The organism is Steroidobacter cummioxidans, assembly GCF_003104955.1.
Genome location: NZ_LSRW01000010.1, coordinates 42,638 through 58,819 on the forward strand (window position 1 = coordinate 42,638; position 16,182 = coordinate 58,819).

10 protein-coding genes, 1 tRNA gene and 1 pseudogene are annotated in these 16,182 nt (G+C 62.3%); 9 read left to right on the forward strand and 3 right to left on the reverse strand.

What is annotated here, in order from left to right; translation table 11 throughout:
* Window positions 1–11 precede the first annotated feature (11 nt).
* From D0550_RS07010 to D0550_RS07025, 4 genes are all read left to right on the forward strand, one after another.
* A complete protein-coding gene (locus D0550_RS07010; RefSeq protein WP_153067076.1) occupies window positions 12–551 on the forward strand; it encodes a hypothetical protein in 540 nt (179 codons plus the stop codon).
* The gene (locus D0550_RS07015; RefSeq protein WP_116808405.1) at window positions 517–3,153 is read left to right on the forward strand and encodes a CHAT domain-containing protein; all 2,637 of its coding nucleotides are present in this window, start codon (window positions 517–519) and stop codon (window positions 3,151–3,153) included. Before D0550_RS07010 ends, D0550_RS07015 begins: the two co-directional genes overlap by 35 nt.
* A 94-nt stretch (window positions 3,154–3,247) precedes the next feature.
* Window positions 3,248–3,808, forward strand: coding sequence for an RNA polymerase sigma factor (locus D0550_RS07020; protein ID WP_161965680.1), 561 nt, complete (start codon window positions 3,248–3,250; stop codon window positions 3,806–3,808).
* A 92-nt stretch (window positions 3,809–3,900) separates the two neighbouring features.
* On the forward strand, window positions 3,901–4,590 hold the full coding sequence (locus D0550_RS07025; RefSeq protein WP_116808407.1) for a hypothetical protein: 690 nt from the start codon (window positions 3,901–3,903) through the stop codon (window positions 4,588–4,590).
* Window positions 4,591–4,596: 6 nt separating this feature from the next.
* On the opposite strand, the gene D0550_RS07030 is transcribed toward D0550_RS07025, so the two are convergent.
* Window positions 4,597–5,091, reverse strand: coding sequence for an Lrp/AsnC ligand binding domain-containing protein (locus tag D0550_RS07030; protein ID WP_206606144.1), 495 nt, complete (start codon window positions 5,089–5,091; stop codon window positions 4,597–4,599).
* Between the two features lie 113 nt (window positions 5,092–5,204).
* Here D0550_RS07030 and putA point away from each other — a divergent pair, with 113 nt between their 5' ends.
* Window positions 5,205–8,360 carry a bifunctional proline dehydrogenase/L-glutamate gamma-semialdehyde dehydrogenase PutA gene (gene putA, locus D0550_RS07035; protein WP_116808409.1) on the forward strand — a complete coding sequence of 1,052 codons (3,156 nt, stop codon included), beginning with the start codon at window positions 5,205–5,207 and terminating at the stop codon, window positions 8,358–8,360.
* 491 nt (window positions 8,361–8,851) lie between these two features.
* Window positions 8,852–10,024, forward strand: a complete 1,173-nt coding sequence (locus tag D0550_RS07045) for a M23 family metallopeptidase (RefSeq protein ID WP_153067077.1) — start codon at window positions 8,852–8,854, stop codon at window positions 10,022–10,024.
* Between the two features lie 3 nt (window positions 10,025–10,027).
* Here the strand turns inward: D0550_RS07045 and D0550_RS07050 are convergent, their stop codons facing one another.
* Entirely contained in the window at window positions 10,028–11,440 is a 1,413-nt protein-coding gene (locus D0550_RS07050) for a glycoside hydrolase family 28 protein (RefSeq protein WP_206606145.1), read from the reverse strand.
* Between the two features lie 89 nt (window positions 11,441–11,529).
* On the opposite strand from D0550_RS07050, the gene D0550_RS07055 reads away from it, so the two are divergent.
* A complete protein-coding gene (locus D0550_RS07055) occupies window positions 11,530–13,815 on the forward strand; it encodes a S9 family peptidase (protein ID WP_116808413.1) in 2,286 nt (761 codons plus the stop codon).
* Between the two features lie 28 nt (window positions 13,816–13,843).
* Here D0550_RS07055 and D0550_RS07060 read toward each other — a convergent pair.
* Window positions 13,844–13,919: transfer RNA gene (locus tag D0550_RS07060), tRNA-Phe, on the reverse strand.
* Between the two features lie 372 nt (window positions 13,920–14,291).
* Between D0550_RS07060 and egtB the strand changes: the two genes are divergently transcribed.
* A complete protein-coding gene (gene egtB, locus D0550_RS07065; RefSeq protein ID WP_116808414.1) occupies window positions 14,292–15,590 on the forward strand; it encodes an ergothioneine biosynthesis protein EgtB in 1,299 nt (432 codons plus the stop codon).
* Between the two features lie 14 nt (window positions 15,591–15,604).
* Window positions 15,605–16,182, forward strand: a pseudogene (locus D0550_RS07070) (L-histidine N(alpha)-methyltransferase); the annotation flags it as partial.

Below are 16,182 nucleotides of genomic sequence, written 5' to 3' on the forward strand. Positions count from 1 at the left end.
AGGAGCCTGCCATGCAAATCCCCCCAGAGTTGGTCGACTGGGTCGCGCACGAAGCGCACGAGCCCACCGCCGTCGTCCACCCGTCGTTCATTCCGCCGTCGGCGGTCGACGAGCTGGCGTTCTACCATCCGGGCTTTGGCAACACGCCCCACCTGCTGCGCCATGTGCTCGGCCGGGACGAGAACAATAGATTTTTCGCGCGGGCCGACTCGTTGTCCGCCAACTGGCACGAGAAGATGGCCGATGTGATGCAACGCCTGCGCCTGTACCCCGCCATGGAACAGGGCCGCGCGGTGCTGATCGACGACCAGATCGGCAATCAGCCCACCGGTGAGATGCACGGCTGGAAAGTGGTGCACTGGAAGGTCGCCAAGGGCCGCGACTCGAACCTGGAAGTGGTCCATCAGGACTTTATTACCTGGGCCAAGCCGGGCGAGGACGATGTAGTTTCGTTGTTTTCCTGGCGCCCCTACCGCACGGCTGTGATACAACCGCAGGCTCAGGGACCGGTGGCGAATGAACGAGCCGTCTTGTCGCAGGTATCGCGCTGATTGGCGAGTCGCATGGGTTTGTCTCATCGGCGCTGGCCTGCTCCTATCGGGATTGCAGGCCAGCGCTACCGATGCGAGTGCGCAGCAGGCAGCGCGACTCGAGGCCATTGAGCTCCTGCGGCGCTCGCAGAACGAATCGGGACGACGCGAGTCTTATCTGCCCCAAGCCTTTGCTCGAATCCAGCGCGGGTTGGCCGGCTCCAAAGATGATCCGCTGCAGCACGGCCAATGGCTCGAAGCGCTCTGGGAATATCACCTGCTCAATGACGACCACGCCCAGGCCCGACAGGCGCTGGAGCGGTCGCTGCAATTCCTCACCGCGGCAGGCGCCGATGCGGCGCTCATCGACAGAGTCACCTGCGATCTTTCCTATTCCCTGATCCTGGTCGGCGAAGTCGCCAAAGCCAAGGATCTCCTGCGGCGCGCGATCGTGAGCACCACCCAGCACAACGACCGCGATCTGCTGGCCGAGCTGTACTACGGATTGGGCGATGCCTATCGCAAGACTGGCGAGCGCCTGGTGGCACAACGCTACTTCGAAGCGGCCTATGAGCTGGACCAGGCCTCGGGCAATGCACTGAAAATCAGCATCTCGAAACAGAAGTTGGGCAGCCTGGCGCGCGACCGCGGCGAGTTTCGGCAAGCGATCGATTGGCACGAGCAGGCACTGCAGGTGTTCATCGACGAGCGTAACTATCGCGAGCTGGTAACTTATATCGAGCTGGCTCGCGACTACGCCGCTCAAGGCGAGCTGAGGCTGGCGCAAAGCTATGCGCAACTCGCACTCGACGACCCTCGCGCATTGCCCGAGCAGCGCATCGACGCGTCGGTTCTGCTGTTACGCCTCGCGAATGATCAACGTGAGCGCGCGGTCGAGGCGTCCAGACATGCGACGCGCGCCAGCAAGCTGGTCCGCGACATCGAGACATTGGTCAACGGCTCTTCGGCGCGACAAAAATCCGAACGGGCGCGGCCGACGCATCAGCTGCAATTCGCCGAGCAAGCCATCCGGCACTATGCGTTGAATCGCGATCTCGCCAACGTGCGCGCCCACGGACAGGCCGCGATTCGACTGGCTCGACAAGTCGCGAGCGATCTGCGTGCCACTCACGACGACAGCCTGGCCTGGCTCACGGCCGCTCAGCCCGTGCTCAATGAGTATGTGAAAGCGCTCTACGAGCTGGACCGCCCCCGAGTACTGCCACTGTTGGAAACGTACTACGCACAGCAGATCGAGCCGGCGGAGCTACGCCATTCCGGCGTCGTGGGCCGCGCGTATGAAGCGGAGGCGATCGACCTATTCGAGCGCTATCGCACCGCTCAACGAATGCTGGTCGACGCGACCGCCGCGCTGGACCGGCTCCATCCGGATACAACGGACCCTCGCCGCCGGCAGGAAGCCAAGTCACGCCTGGACCAGGCATTGCGCGAGTGGGATCGTGCGCGCGACGCCTATCTCACAATGTATCAAGCACTCGCCGCGAGCACGCCCGCGAAGGAACCAAACGTTGAGGCCGCTTTCCGAGCCTTGACGGTGCCCCCGACCGACATCTTCATTCGCTACTTCGTCCAGGAAGACGTCAGCTTCGGCGTCGCGCTCGCCGGCGACGAAATTCGATACTTCGATCTGCCGCCGCGCTCGACGGTGCAAGCGCTCGTACAGCGCTCGTTGGATCTGTTGAACGCTCCCGGCGGAGGCGCACAGGTCGAGGCGACGCTTGCGGCGCTTGCTCAACTATTGCCCCGTGATTTCATCCGCAGACATGCCAACACGACCCGACTCGTAATCGTGCCTGACGACGTCATGCAGCCGCTGCCGTTCTCCGCCATCGATCTCGATGAGCGGCCACGAACGTACGCGCCCTTAGTCGCCAAGTTTGAGGTCGTGCGCGCGAGATCCTTGTCCGGCTACTACGCTGCGCGACCGGCACCTCCCAATGCCGTCGCCAAGAACTCCGATATCGTCGTATTCGCCGATCCTGTGCTGGGCACTCAGCCGCCACAGCGAGTGCAGGCGATCCCGAGCTCACGCGCCGAAGCGGCGAGCATCGAGCAGATCTTCGCCACCCGCGTCATCACTTATACCGGTGCGGACGCAACCAGCGATGTGCTGCTCTCACCCGAAGTTCGAGCCGCACGAGTTCTGCACATCGCAACGCATGGCTATTTCAGCAGGACCACTCCAGACATCGTTGGCCTGATCACATCCAATCGGCGCGGCAGCATCGATCCGGACGGTGGCTTCATCGGCTTCACTGAGCTATTCAGCGCGCCGTTCTCGGCGAGGCTCGTCATTGTCAGCGGCTGCGAGACCATGAGGGGCAAGGACTACACGGGCTGGGGTGTGCGGAGTCTGGCGGATGGATTCCTCAGTCAGGGCGCGGGTTCGGTGATCGGGACATTGTGGAGAGTTTCCGACGCGGCAACTGCCGCGCTGATGGATGGCTTCTATCGCAGTCTGCATCGAGGCGCCGGCAGCTCGGCAGCATTGCAAGCTGCGCAGCGCGAGTTGCTGACATCGCGGCCTTTCGCCGATCCCTACTACTGGGCGGGCGTGGCACTCGCATCGTCGAATCGTGGTTACGATCAGCATTCCTTGTGAGCAGCCCGGGATTTGCGCTGCGATCAGGATGACGCCGCTGCCATCCGTCGCTATTCTGCGCCCGCGACAACCAATAAGGACGGGAACACGCTTCGTGATCGAGGATCCGATCTCCAACGAGTTCATCAAGCAGCACTATACCGGCCTGTACACGCTGCTCCAGCGTCGCATCCGCGACCCGAATATTGCCCAGGAAATGTTGAATGAGGCCATCGCGACGGCGATCGCGCATTGGCGCGCCGGACGGGTGGCCGATCAAACGCGGATGGCGGGCTATGTATTTCGCGTCGCGCTCAATCTGTATCGCAATCATCGTCGCGAATACGCGAATCGACCCGGCACGCACTCGACCGATGCGGCTGTCGATCAGTTGCCAGCCCAACGGGCCACGGAAGAGGCGGCCATCGATAGCAGCATCGTGCGTCAGATCGCGGCCATCGTCGAGTTGCTGCCCACCGCTCGGGATCGCGAAATCATCAAACGTTTCTATCTGGATGAGGAAGACAAAGCCGAGATCTGTCATTCCCTGGGGCTGTCGGCACTGCACTTCGATCGAGTGGTCTTTCGTGCCCGGCAGCGCCTGCGCTCGCTGTTGGAAACGAAAGGCTTCGACAAGTCGGACTTTCTGATCGCCCTATTGAGTAGTTGCACCTGATGAGTGCAGCAGCTGAGAGAAGCCACGCGGCGATGACAGTATCACCAGGGGATGGAGCGGTCCGAAGTGCTTGCTGCATGGCGGGTTGAGCAATGGATCGACAGTACATCGATGACCATCACATCGTCGCGAGATATCTCGCGGACCAACTCCCTGAACCGGAGCGTGAAGCTTTCGAGGCTTACTACCTCGAGCATCCGGACATGGTGCGGGAAATCGAGGCCACAGCACGCTTCAAAGTGGGCCTGGCGCAACTTCGTGATAGCGGTGAGCTCGCGGCGCTGCTAAAGCCCACACCGTGGTACGCACGGAGGCTTTATCTCGCGGTAGCAGCTGCTGCCATCGTCATCATCGGCATGGTCTTTTACATCCGCACGGCCACGCCACCGTTGATGGCGGCGAACGTCGCAGCTCTTGCTGGACCCTCCACGATTGCGAGCTCTCACATCGTACTGCGACGTCGCGGCAGTCCGCTCGATGCAGAAGTGACCTTGCCAAGTGCGGGTGAGGCGATCGAATTGCGCGTGCTGCCGGAATTCGTAGCAACGGACGCGCGCTATCGAGTCTCTCTGGCGCGGATCGACGATGATAGAAGGGAACAAATCTCGGCAATCGACCATCTGCCCGCAGGCGACGATGGCATGGTCACCATCTATCTCAACGCTCCGCGCATCGCGCCCGGCGACTACGAAGTAACGATCGCGAGCGATCAGGCCACCGCCGCCGACCGAACCAGCCGTTTCCACATTCGTGTGCGACCCGCTAGCAAGCGCACTGGGTGAGTTGCACTATCGCGCCTGCACCCGCACTTTGCTCGAGCTCTTGACCTCTTCCATCACGAAATAGGTGTGCGTCTGCTGAACACCTTTGATGCACGCGATGTGAGAGCTGAGCACGCTGCGATATTCCTTCATGTCGCGCACGCGGATCTTCAATAGATAGTCGAAACCGCCCGCCACCATGTGCGCCTCCTGCACGAACTCGAGGACTTCCATCGCCGTTCGGAAACGATCGAATACTTCGGGCGTCGTGCGATCGAGCGCCACCTGCACGTACGCGAGCAGATTCTGGCCAAGGTGCGCCGGCGACAGGTCGGCTCGATAGCCGACGATATAGCCGTGCTTCTCCAACCGACGCACCCGCTCGACACAGGGCGTCACGCTGATATGCAGCTCCCGGGCGAGCTGCGCCATGGACACCCGCCCGTCCTCCTGCAGCCGCGCGAGGATGCGCTGGTCGACCTTGTCCAGGACCATCCCCGCACTCGCGCCAGTTGATTTCACGAATTACACCCCACTTTTAGGTCGTTTCGACGGCTCCGACCGCAATACGCTAGTGCTTTCGCCCCAGTTACCACAAGCCCCGCGCCCAGCCCGGTCCAGCGTTTTTCACCCTCATGGTCGCCCAATCCTCCGCCATTCCCGTTGCCCCCTCGCTCGAGCAGCTCCGCGAGCAGATCCGGAGCGCCACGCTCCAGGACGAGGCCAGCTGCGTCAAAGCCCTGCTGAAAAGCTCGAACCTGTCGATCGACGCGCGGGCCCGCGCCAAGCAGCGGGCGGCGCAACTGGTCAGCGGCGCCCGGTCCCGGTCCCGTGAGCGGCCGCTGCTCGACTCGTTCCTGCAGCAGTTCGCGCTGTCCAACGAGGAAGGCGTCGCGCTGATGTGCCTGGCGGAGGGCTTGCTCCGCATTCCCGATGACGACACCGCGGACCGCCTGATCGCCGACAAGATCGCGGCCGGTAACTGGGCGGCTCACGCCGGTGCGTCCCATTCGACTTGGGTGAACGCATCCACCTGGGGCCTGATGCTCACCGGCCGATTGGTCGAGCCGCCGAAGCAGGCCCAGGAAGAGACAGCCTCGTGGCTGCAAGGCCTATCGCGCCGGATCAGTGCGCCGATGCTGCGCACGGCGTTTCGGCAGGCCATGCGGATCATCGGCGGCGAGTTCGTCGTCGGCCGCACGATCAAAGAGGCGCTGGAGCGCTCGGCCAAGACGCCCGAACTGTCGCTGTGCTCGTTCGACATGTTGGGTGAAGGCGCACGCACGTGGGCCGACGCCGAACGCTATCGCCAGTCGTATGAACAGGCGCTCGACGCCATCGGTTCGCAACGTAAGGGCACGCCGATCGACGAGCGCTCCAATCTGTCCGTAAAGCTGTCGGCGCTCGAGCCCAAATACGATCTGATGCACGAAGGCCTGGTCATGCAGCGCCTGGCACCGATCGTCAGGGATCTGGCCCGTCGCGCGGCGGCCGCCGACGTTGGTTTCACCATCGATGCCGAAGAAGCCGATCGTCTCGATCTGTCCTTGAACGTGTTCGAAGCACTGGCGCGCGACCCGCAGACGCAGTCGTGGCAAGGGCTTGGCATCGTCATCCAGGCTTACGGCAAGCGCGCGCCTTACGTGATCGAGTGGGTCGCTTCGCTGGCACGCGAAACCGGGCGTCGCATCTGCGTTCGCTTGGTGAAGGGCGCGTATTGGGACGCCGAGGTCAAGCGCGCTCAGGAACGCGGCCTCACGTCGTATCCAGTGTTCACGCGCAAGGTGTCCACCGACGTTTCCTATCTCGCCTGCACCGAGCGCCTGTTCAACCATCGCGATGTGATCTATCCGATGTTCGCAACTCACAACGCGCACACCATCGCCGCCGTGCTGGAATTGCGTCCGCCTGGAGCGAAGTTCGAGTTCCAGCGCCTGCATGGCATGGGCGCGCTGTTGCATGCCGAAGCCAAGCGCCAGATCGAAGGTTTCCCGCGCGTTCGCGCCTACGCGCCGGTCGGCCAGCACGAGGAGCTGTTGTCGTATCTCGTGCGCCGTTTGCTGGAGAACGGCGCGAACAGCTCGTTCGTCAACCGCTTCATGAATGAAAGCGTCCCCGTCGACACCGTAGTGGAGGATCCGATTGCAGTCCTGCAAGCGGCGCAGAGCATGACCAACCCGCACATTCCCTTGCCAAACAATCTGTACGGCGCGTCTCGTGAGAATTCCGCCGGCGTGGATTGGGGCAATCCTCAACAGTTGGCCGAGCAGATCGCCTCGCTGCAGACGTCCGGCGAGCTGCCGCATGCGGCGCCATCGACGCTGGCCGGCAAAATCGAATCGCCGCCTCATGAAGTGCGCAACCCGGCGAATCTCGCGGAGCTGGTCGGTCATGTGAGCGTCGCGACCAAGCAAGACATCGCACTCGCTTTCGACAAAGCCGGCCAGGCGCGCAAGGCGTGGGATGATGCCGGCGCGACGCATCGCGCGGTTTGTTTGGTGGCCGCGGCGGATAAGCTGCGCGCGCATCGCGCTGAATTGGTGAGATTGCTCGTCAAGGAAGCCGGCAAGACGCTGCCCGATGCGATTGCCGAAGTCCGCGAAGCGGAGGATTTCTGTCGCTACTACGCGGCGCAAGCTCGCGAGCACTTCGCCGAGCCGCTGGCACTGCCCGGCCCGACCGGCGAGGACAACAAGCTCAGTCTGCGCGGTCGCGGCGTGTTCGCATGCATCAGTCCGTGGAATTTCCCGCTCGCCATCTTCCTGGGCCAGGTGACTGCGGCGCTGGTCGCTGGCAATAGCGTCGTTGCCAAGCCGGCAGAATCTACGCCGCTGGTCGCTGCGCTGGCCGTGCGACTGTTGCACGAAGCCGGCGTGCCGCACGACGTGCTGCATTTCGTGCCGGCAGCCGGCAAGGTGTTTGGCGAGGTTGCTTTCAAACATCCGGCGCTGGGCGGCGTGTGCTTCACCGGTTCGACCTCGACTGCTCAGTTCATCAATCGTGCGCTCGCCGCGCGCGACGGCGCGATCGTGCCGCTGATCGCCGAGACCGGCGGCATCAATGCGATGATCGTCGACTCCTCGGCCCTGCTCGAACAAGTCGCCGACGATGTGCTCACCTCGGCCTTCACGTCCGCTGGCCAGCGTTGCTCGGCGTTGCGTTTGTTGTTCGTGCAGGAAGAGGTCGCGGATCGGCTCATCGAGCTGATTGCCGGCGGCATGAACGAGCTGCACATCGGCGATCCGTCGCAGCCGGCCACCGACGTCGGTCCGGTCATCAACAAGAGCGCCGCGTCGAAGCTCGAGGACTACAGCAAGAAGGTAACGCAACGAGGTGTGAAGGTGCTCAAGCAGTGCGACCTGAATCAGGTGCGCACCGAGGGCAGCTACTTTGCGCCGCGCATGCTCGAGCTCAACAACGCTCGGGAGCTGACCAGTGAAGAGTTCGGCCCGATCCTGCACGTCGTTCGCTACCAGCGCGACAAACTCGATAGCGACGTGCTCGCAGCGATTCGCGAAGCTGGCTACGGCCTGACGCTCGGCGTCCACACTCGCATCGAAAGCGTGTGGCAGGAAATCGTCGCCGAGGCCGCGGTCGGCAACATTTATATCAACCGCAACATGATCGGCGCGGTCGTCGGTGTGCAACCGTTCGGCGGCGAAGGCTTGTCAGGGACCGGCCCGAAGGCCGGCGGCCCGCACTACCTGTTCCGTTTCGCGACCGAGCGCACCCTCACCGTGAATACAGTCGCGACTGGCGGCAACGCTCGCTTGCTGTCACTCGGCTCCTGAACCCCCTCGGCGACGCACGTCGCCGCTTTTTGGGCGGCAGCTCACTCGAGCTGCCGCCCATATGTTTCACGGATCTGTCGCTGGGTTTGCTCGTGCGTTTGACAGCGACAGCGGGCCTCACTCGCACCGTTGGTCGTGCAGATCTGCACATTGCAGGGCGGCGCGGATTGAACCCGCTGAATGAAATTCGCCGGGGTGGTACACCCCGCCAGGCCCACCCCCAGTAAAACTGACATTACATAGAGCTGCTTCTTGAAAGCCATCGGACTCACCTCGTCGATCAGGTGAGTTCCGAATAATCAGACGCCGCTGTCAGACCCAGCGGAATGTGATGATGCGACGGCCGGTGGGACGAGCGTCCGAAGGCCGTGACCAGTCCATTCGTCATTCATCGCGCTGGCGTGTCGGTTCGTCGCAGCGTCGCGGCGGACACAGAACCATCGGGCCGATAATGCCCCCGCACCGTCACCGCATTACAAGGAACGATAGCAGTGAGAAGCAGCCCAACGTGCGTAGTCGTTCTGGCCCTCACGATGCTGCTGGGATCGCTCGATAGCAGCGCTGCAACACCCCAGCCGCGCTCGCCGCTGGTTCAATCGGTCGACATTCAGATTCCATCGCCGCCGATGCCCGTGACCATCGCCGGCCGCAAGCACCTTGCGTACGAATTGCACATCACAAATTTTCGCCCCTTCGACGTGGAACTGCTGCAAGTCGAGATCTTCGATGCTGGCAACAGCAACCTCCTGGCGAGATTCAGCGATGCGCAGCTCGCCCAACAACTCGCCCGCGTGGGTCCGCGAGCGGAAGGTTCTGAACGACGGCGTGTTGTGGCCGGCGGACGTACGATTCTATATGTGTGGTTGCCGCTCGATGCCGGCACCCCGGTCAAGCTCGAGCATGGCATCGAGTTCGCGGTGCTGCGACCTTCCGGTCGTGAGCGAGCATCGGTTGCTAACGTGAGCTGCCAGGTGCGCAACGAACAGCCCCTCGTTCTGACCGCGCCGGTACGCGGTGGCCCGTGGGTTGCGCTGTACGACCCGATGATGATCGGCGGCCATCGAACCTCCATTTACACGTTCGATGGCCGTGCGCGTATTCCGGCTCGCTTCGCAATCGATTGGGTGAAACTGGCGGACGATGCGACGCATGCGCACGGCGATGCCTCTGTCTCAGCGAACTGGCACGGCTACGGATCCGAAGTGCTCGCCGTCGCCGATGGCACGATCATCGATGCTGCCGACGACCTGTCGGAGGGAGCAACGATATCCGCAGCAACCGGGCAAATCGCGCTGGAGAACGCTAGCGGCAACTACGTGATATTGGACCTCGGCCGCGGTCGCTATGCGTTCTACGAGCATCTCAAGCATGGCAGCATCAAGGTGAAGCGTGGCGATCGCGTCCAACGCGGCGCTGTCATCGCGTTGCTTGGCAACTCCGGCAGCAGCTCATCCGGACCGCATCTTCATTTCCACGTTGCCGACGCGGCCACAGAGCTGGCGGCCGAGGGCATTCCCTATGTGTTCGATGATTTCGAGGTGCTGGGCGCTTATTCCGGCATCGAAACATACCAATCTGGCCAACGCTGGCAGCCCGTTGCAACCGGGACAGGCAAACGCCGCGCTGAGCTGCCTGCCGCGAACACCGTGATAACCTTTCCGTAGCCCTTATCCCAGCGACTTCACCAGCGCGCCATTCACACGCACATTTTCCAGGCGCACGCTGCGTGTGTACTTCACAGTACTGGGCTGCGTGACTTCGTTGAACTCACAATCTCTGAGAGTGATGTCGTCCACGGGCGCCTTGGGCAATCCTTGGGAGTCCAGCACTCGCCCGGCCTTTGCGACCCGCATCCGTTCAACCACTATGTTACGCAGCCTCGGAGTGAATGCACCGTTCGCGCCCTCCTCGTAGTTGAAGTCGCACGTGATCGCCGCACGCCCGACCTGCCCCACGTCGATGTCACGATAATAGAAGTTCTCCAGCAGCCCGCCACGCAACGCGTTGTTCTTGAATCGGATCGCATACCAAAGATCCGGGCTGTCCATGTGACACTGCTCGGCGAAGACCCAACGCGCGCCGCCCGAAATCTGGCTGCCCACGACCACTCCGCCATGCCCCGCCTTCATCCGGCAATTGCGAATCAGAATGTTCTGTGAGGGCACATTGAGCCGCCGCCCGTCGGCGTTGCGCCCTGAATTCACGGCGATGCAGTCATCGCCCGTGTCGAACGAGCAGTCCTCGATGAGCATGTGATCCACCGACTCCGGATCGATGCCGTCATTGTTCGGCCCGTGCCCGAACACATCCACGCCGCGCACGGTCACATTCCGACATAGCACCGGATGAATGTTCCAGAACGGCGAGTTGCGCACACGAACGCCTTCGATGAGCACGTTCTCGCAACGATAAGGCTGGATGAACGGCGGACGCAGATATCTGCCCGCACCGAAAGCACGCTTCTCCGGCGGCACACCGGCCTCGGCCATATTGAAGAGTTCGGTGCGCGCCTCGAGCTGCGTGGGCATGCCTTCAACCCAGCCATGATCGATGGTGCCACCCCAGCGCCCTTTCCACGGCCACCAATGCTCGGCGCTTCCCTGGCCATCCAACGTGCCCTTGCCGGTGATGGCTATGTTCTTCTGCTCGAAGGCATAAATGAGCGGCGAATAGTTCATGAGCTCCATGCCCTCCCAGCGCGTGAACACCAGCGGGTAGCTCGCCGGGTTCGTGTCGAAGCACAGCGTCGCGCCGGCGGCGACATGCAATTCGACGTTGCTTTTGAGATGAATCGCCCCGGTGAGGAATTTGCCAGCCGGCACCAGCACTCGCCCGCCGCCGGCCGCGACGCAGGCTGCAATCGCCTTCGCGATCATCGCGGTGTTCAGGGTCGTGGCATCGGCCACCGCGCCGAATTTGGTGATGTCGAAGACGCGATCCGGAAAAGTCGGCGGCCGAACGTTGCGCGCGATGTCGGCCGCTCGTTCCCAGGCTTCCTGCGACTTGGTCGCCGCGGGCAGCTTGCCTGAGGCCACCAGGGTAACGGCGCCGGCTCCAGCCACAAAGGTCCGTCGATTCATCGATGCACTCATTCGTTCCTTCCCAATGAATGTGCCGTGATCTTCACATACCGCGACCAGGACGATGCGATGGTATACGATATAACACCATGAAAGTCATTGCCGTCGTCTCGCTCGCAGGGCTGTTAGCCGCCCCCCTGGCTGACGCATCGGATCCATCGACACTGCGTCGCTCGCTATCACTGCGCGACGATTGGATGTATCTCACTCGTGACATTGCCGAGCCCGCGCAATGGACTCATGAAGGCAAGCGGCTTCACTATCGCAAGACGGTCGAGGGCGGCTTCGCTTTCGTTGAAATCGATGCGCGCACACTGAAGCGACGCGCGCCTTTCGACGCGGAAAAGCTGGCTGTCGCGCTGAGCGACGCGACCAGGCAGAGCTATCAACCGCTGCGCCTGCCATTCGAGACATTCGAATATGCCGACGAGAACCGTGCGATCACCGTGACGATCGCAGACGAGCGTTGGACCTGCGGCATCGTGAACTACGCGTGCCACAAAGCCGAACCCGCGGACACCAATCGCCCACGCGCCTTCGGCGTGGTCCGCGACTTGGAAGCGCCGGCGGACAATCGTCCGCGCAAATCGCCGGACGGGCAGTGGGAGGCACTTGTCGAAGATGACAATGTCATCGTCCGCGCCGTGGGCTCGAAGGATGCGATCGCACTCAGCACCGACGGCACGCCTGGCAACTTCTACGATCCAGAGACGCTCGCATGGTCGCCCGATTCGACCCGTCTCGTCGCCTATCGCGTGCGACCGGGCTTTCGTCGAATCGTCACTCGGATCGCGGTGTCGCCGTCGAATCAGCTGCAACCCGCGCTGCGCACGCAGCTGTATCCCAAGCCTGGCGACCCGGTCGACATCGAGCAGCCGGTCTTGTTTCATGTTGCCGAACGCCGTCGGCTCGACATCGGCAACGCCCTGTTTGCCAATCCCTATGAGATGTCCCAGCCCGAGTGGCGCAAGGACGGCCGCACCTTTGTCTTCGACTATGAGCGACGCGGCCACGGTCAGGCACGAGTGATCGAGGTCGATGGCCAGAGCGGCGCACCGAAGGCTGTGATTACGGAAGACGCGCAGACCTTTGTTTATGCAGACCGCCGCTTTCGACACGACGTCGGCGACGACGCGCGCGAGATCGTTTGGATCTCCGAGCGCGATGGCTGGCGACACCTGTATCTGGTCGATTCCGCGACTGGCACAGCGAAACAAATCACCCGTGGATCCTGGATCGTGCGCGACGTGCTCAAGGTGGACGATGCACAGCGACGCATCTGGTTTTCGGCGAGCGGCATGGATGCGGGGAAGGATCCATATTTCAAACACGTGTTTCGGGTCGACTTCGATGGCACCCATCTCACCCGCTTGACCACCGCCGACGCCACGCACGAAGTGCGCCTTGCCCCCGACCTGTCCGCCTATGTCGACACCTATTCGCGCGTGGACATGCCGACCGTCTCAGAGCTTCGCCGTGCGGACGGCACGCTGATTGCGACGCTCGAACGTGGCGATATCTCGCGCTTGACCTCCGCCGGATGGCGGGCGCCCGAGCCGTTCGTGGCAAAGGGACGCGACGGCACGACTGATATCTGGGGCCTGATCGTGCGCCCGCGCGACTACGACCCCGCCAGGGAATATCCGGTGCTCGAAAACATCTACGCCGGCCCGCACGACAGCTTTGTGCCGAAGAGCTTCTGGCCGTTCGGCTTCCATTCGGGCGGCGACAAGGTGATCGGCATGCAAGCTCAGGCCGATCTCGGCTTCATCGTCGTGCAGATCGATGGCATGGGGACCGCGAATCGCTCCAAGGCTTTTCATGACGTCGCCTGGAAGAATCTCGCCGACTCAGGGTTTCCCGATCGCATTCTCTGGCACAAAGCGCTGGCCGCTCGCGATCCCTCCTATGACATCGGCCGCCTCGGCATCTACGGCGCCTCGGCCGGTGGGCAGAGCGCCCTCAATGCGTTGCTGTTTCATCCTGAGTTCTACAAGGCCGCCGTTGCCTATGCGGGTTGCTACGACAACCGGATGGACAAGATCAGCTGGAACGAGCAATGGCTCGGCTGGCCAGTCGATGCGAGCTACGCAGCCGCATCCGGTGTCGACCACGCCGCCAGGCTGCAAGGTCAGCTGTTGTTGATCGTCGGCGAGCAGGACTCGAATGTGGATCCCGCCTCCACGCTGCAGGTCGTGGATGCGCTGATCAAAGCCGATAAGGACTTCGAGCTGTTGGTGGTGCCTGGTGGCGAGCACAGCGTGGGCAGATCGACGGGACCGATCCCGTACGTGCAACGACGTCAGTTTGAGTTCTTCATGCGGACGCTGCGGGCCCCGCCGGGCCAGATGCTCGAGAGCAGTCTGAGTCCCTAGCGCGGTGCGAACACGGATCGAGGAGTAATGGTGGCCGGGGTCGGAATCGAACCAACGACACGCGGATTTTCAGTCCGCTGCTCTACCAACTGAGCTACCCGGCCATCTGGGGTGCCCCGGACAAAGTCGGGGGTCTTGAGAGGTGGCTTCGGCGACATGCGCCGGAGCGGGCGCGTATTAGAGCGGGGGCTTGGCAAGGCGTCAAGGAAAACGAGTGTCCGGGGGCAAATCCGGCCCCCGCCCGATACCCGGATGGCCGCCGGGGCCGGCTCTGGGCCACAAATGCGCACGGAAATGCCGGCGGGGGCTGTCAGGTTTGGGGCTCTATACTCTCCCGCTCGCGCAGTCGCGGCTAACCCCTCGGTTTGCTTGGGTTTGCAACTTTTCGGTGCGATCGGGCGTTGTTTGCGGCGACTCCTTGGACAAGGATGCGCAACCCGGCAGACATCCAGGTCACATATATAAGGAGTCCATTCATGGCAGCGGTCTATCCGGCAGCCACTCCCGTCATCGATCGCTCCCACGAACCCCTGGCTTGCCGCTATACCCGCATCCGCGAGGCGTCGCTGGCGATTTGCAGCCCGCTGGAAATCGAGGACTACGTGGTCCAGAGCATGCCGGACGCCAGTCCGGCGAAGTGGCACCTGGCACACACCAGCTGGTTCTTCGAGCAATTCCTGTTGCGCCCCTTGCTGTCCGGCTATCAGCCGTTTCAAGCCGGGTTCGAGTACCTGTTCAATTCCTACTACCAGACCGTAGGTCCCATGCACCTGCGACCGGAGCGCGGATTGCTCACGCGCCCCTCGGTCAAGGAGGTGCTCGCGTATCGCCAGCACGTCGATGAGCACATGCTGAAGCTGCTCGATTCGCGCAGCGACGACGACGATCACCTCGAGCCGCTGGCGACGCTGGGCATGAACCACGAGCAGCAGCACCAGGAATTGATGTTCACGGACATCAAGCACCTGTTCTCGAAGAATCCCCTGCTGCCCGCCTACACCCGCAAGCCGCAACCAGCGACCGAAGTACGCAACTCGGCGCCGCTGCAATTCCTGACGTTCGAAGGCGGCGTGCGCGAGATTGGTGCGACCGGCAAGCACTTTTGTTTCGACAATGAGACCCCACGTCATCGCACATTGGTGGAACCGTACGCGCTCAGCGATCGCCTGGTCGCCAATGGCGAGTATCTGGAGTTCATTCGCGACGGCGGCTATCGCCGCGCTGAATTCTGGTTGTCGGACGGTTGGAGCACGGTGAATCAGGAAGGCTGGACGCGGCCGCTCTACTGGGCGCCGTCGCTCGACGCTGAATTCACATTGCGCGGACTGCAGCCCTTGGACCCGTCGGCACCGGTGTCTCACTTGAGCTACTACGAAGCGGACGCGTTCGCCCGTTGGGCCAATGCGCGCCTGCCGACTGAAGCCGAATGGGAGCTCGCCGCCGAATCGTTGCCCCCGCGTGGCAACCTGTTGAGTGGAAACTTTTTGAAGAGCGACCCGCTCAAACCTTTGCCTGCCGGCGATCAGCCAGGCTTGAAACAAATGTTTGGCGATGTGTGGGAATGGACCGCATCTCCGTATGTCGCGTATCCCGGCTATCGGCCCGTGAAGGGCGCGCTCGGCGAGTACAACGGCAAGTTCATGTGCAGTCAGCTGGTCCTGCGCGGCGGCTCGTGTGTGACACCGGCAGATCACGTGCGCGCAGCCTATCGGAATTTCTTTTATCCCCAGGCTCGTTGGCAGTTCATGGGTGTGCGCCTGGCGCGCGACCTGTAACCGAAGGAAGAACGATGGCAAAGCATCCGAGTACCGTTCCCGCCAAATCCACGCAGGACGCACTGACCAATGACGTGTTGGATGGGCTGAAAAAGGAGCCCAAGGAACTCTCGCCGGTGTGGTTCTATGACGAGCTGGGCTCGTTCCTGTTCGACAACATCTGCGAGCTGCCCGAGTACTACATCACGCGCACCGAGCTGCAAATCATGCACGGCCATGCGACCGAGATGGCGCAGTACATCGGTCCGGAAGCTGCATTGATCGAGTTCGGCAGCGGCACCAGCTTGAAAAAAACCCGGTTGCTGCTGGATCGGCTGGAGCATCCGCTGGCGTACGTGCCGGTCGACATTTCGCGTGAACATTTGTTTACAGCGGCAGGCACTCTCGCGAAGGATTACCCGCATCTGCACATCGTGCCGGTATTGCGCCGACTTTCACGCAGAAATTTTTTCGAGCTTGCCGCAAATTTCATTCCGTGCGGCGGAGCGTCGCATCGTTTATTTCCCGGGCTCGACGCTTGGCAATTTCGACCGCAGGCAGGCGCGTGCTTTGCTGAGTCGAATGCGCGATCTGGTCGGCAAGAATGGCGCGG

Coding starts and splice junctions, on each gene's coding strand:
- D0550_RS07055 (WP_116808413.1), top strand. CDS start 11,530: ATGAAAGTCATTGCCGTCGTCTCGCTCGCAGGGCTGTTAGCCGCCCCC.
- D0550_RS07025 (WP_116808407.1), top strand. CDS start 3,901: ATGGATCGACAGTACATCGATGACCATCACATCGTCGCGAGATATCTC.
- D0550_RS07015 (WP_116808405.1), top strand. CDS start 517: ATGAACGAGCCGTCTTGTCGCAGGTATCGCGCTGATTGGCGAGTCGCA.
- D0550_RS07050 (WP_206606145.1), bottom strand. CDS start 11,440: ATGAATCGACGGACCTTTGTGGCTGGAGCCGGCGCCGTTACCCTGGTG.
- D0550_RS07010 (WP_153067076.1), top strand. CDS start 12: ATGCAAATCCCCCCAGAGTTGGTCGACTGGGTCGCGCACGAAGCGCAC.
- putA (WP_116808409.1), top strand. CDS start 5,205: ATGGTCGCCCAATCCTCCGCCATTCCCGTTGCCCCCTCGCTCGAGCAG.
- egtB (WP_116808414.1), top strand. CDS start 14,292: ATGGCAGCGGTCTATCCGGCAGCCACTCCCGTCATCGATCGCTCCCAC.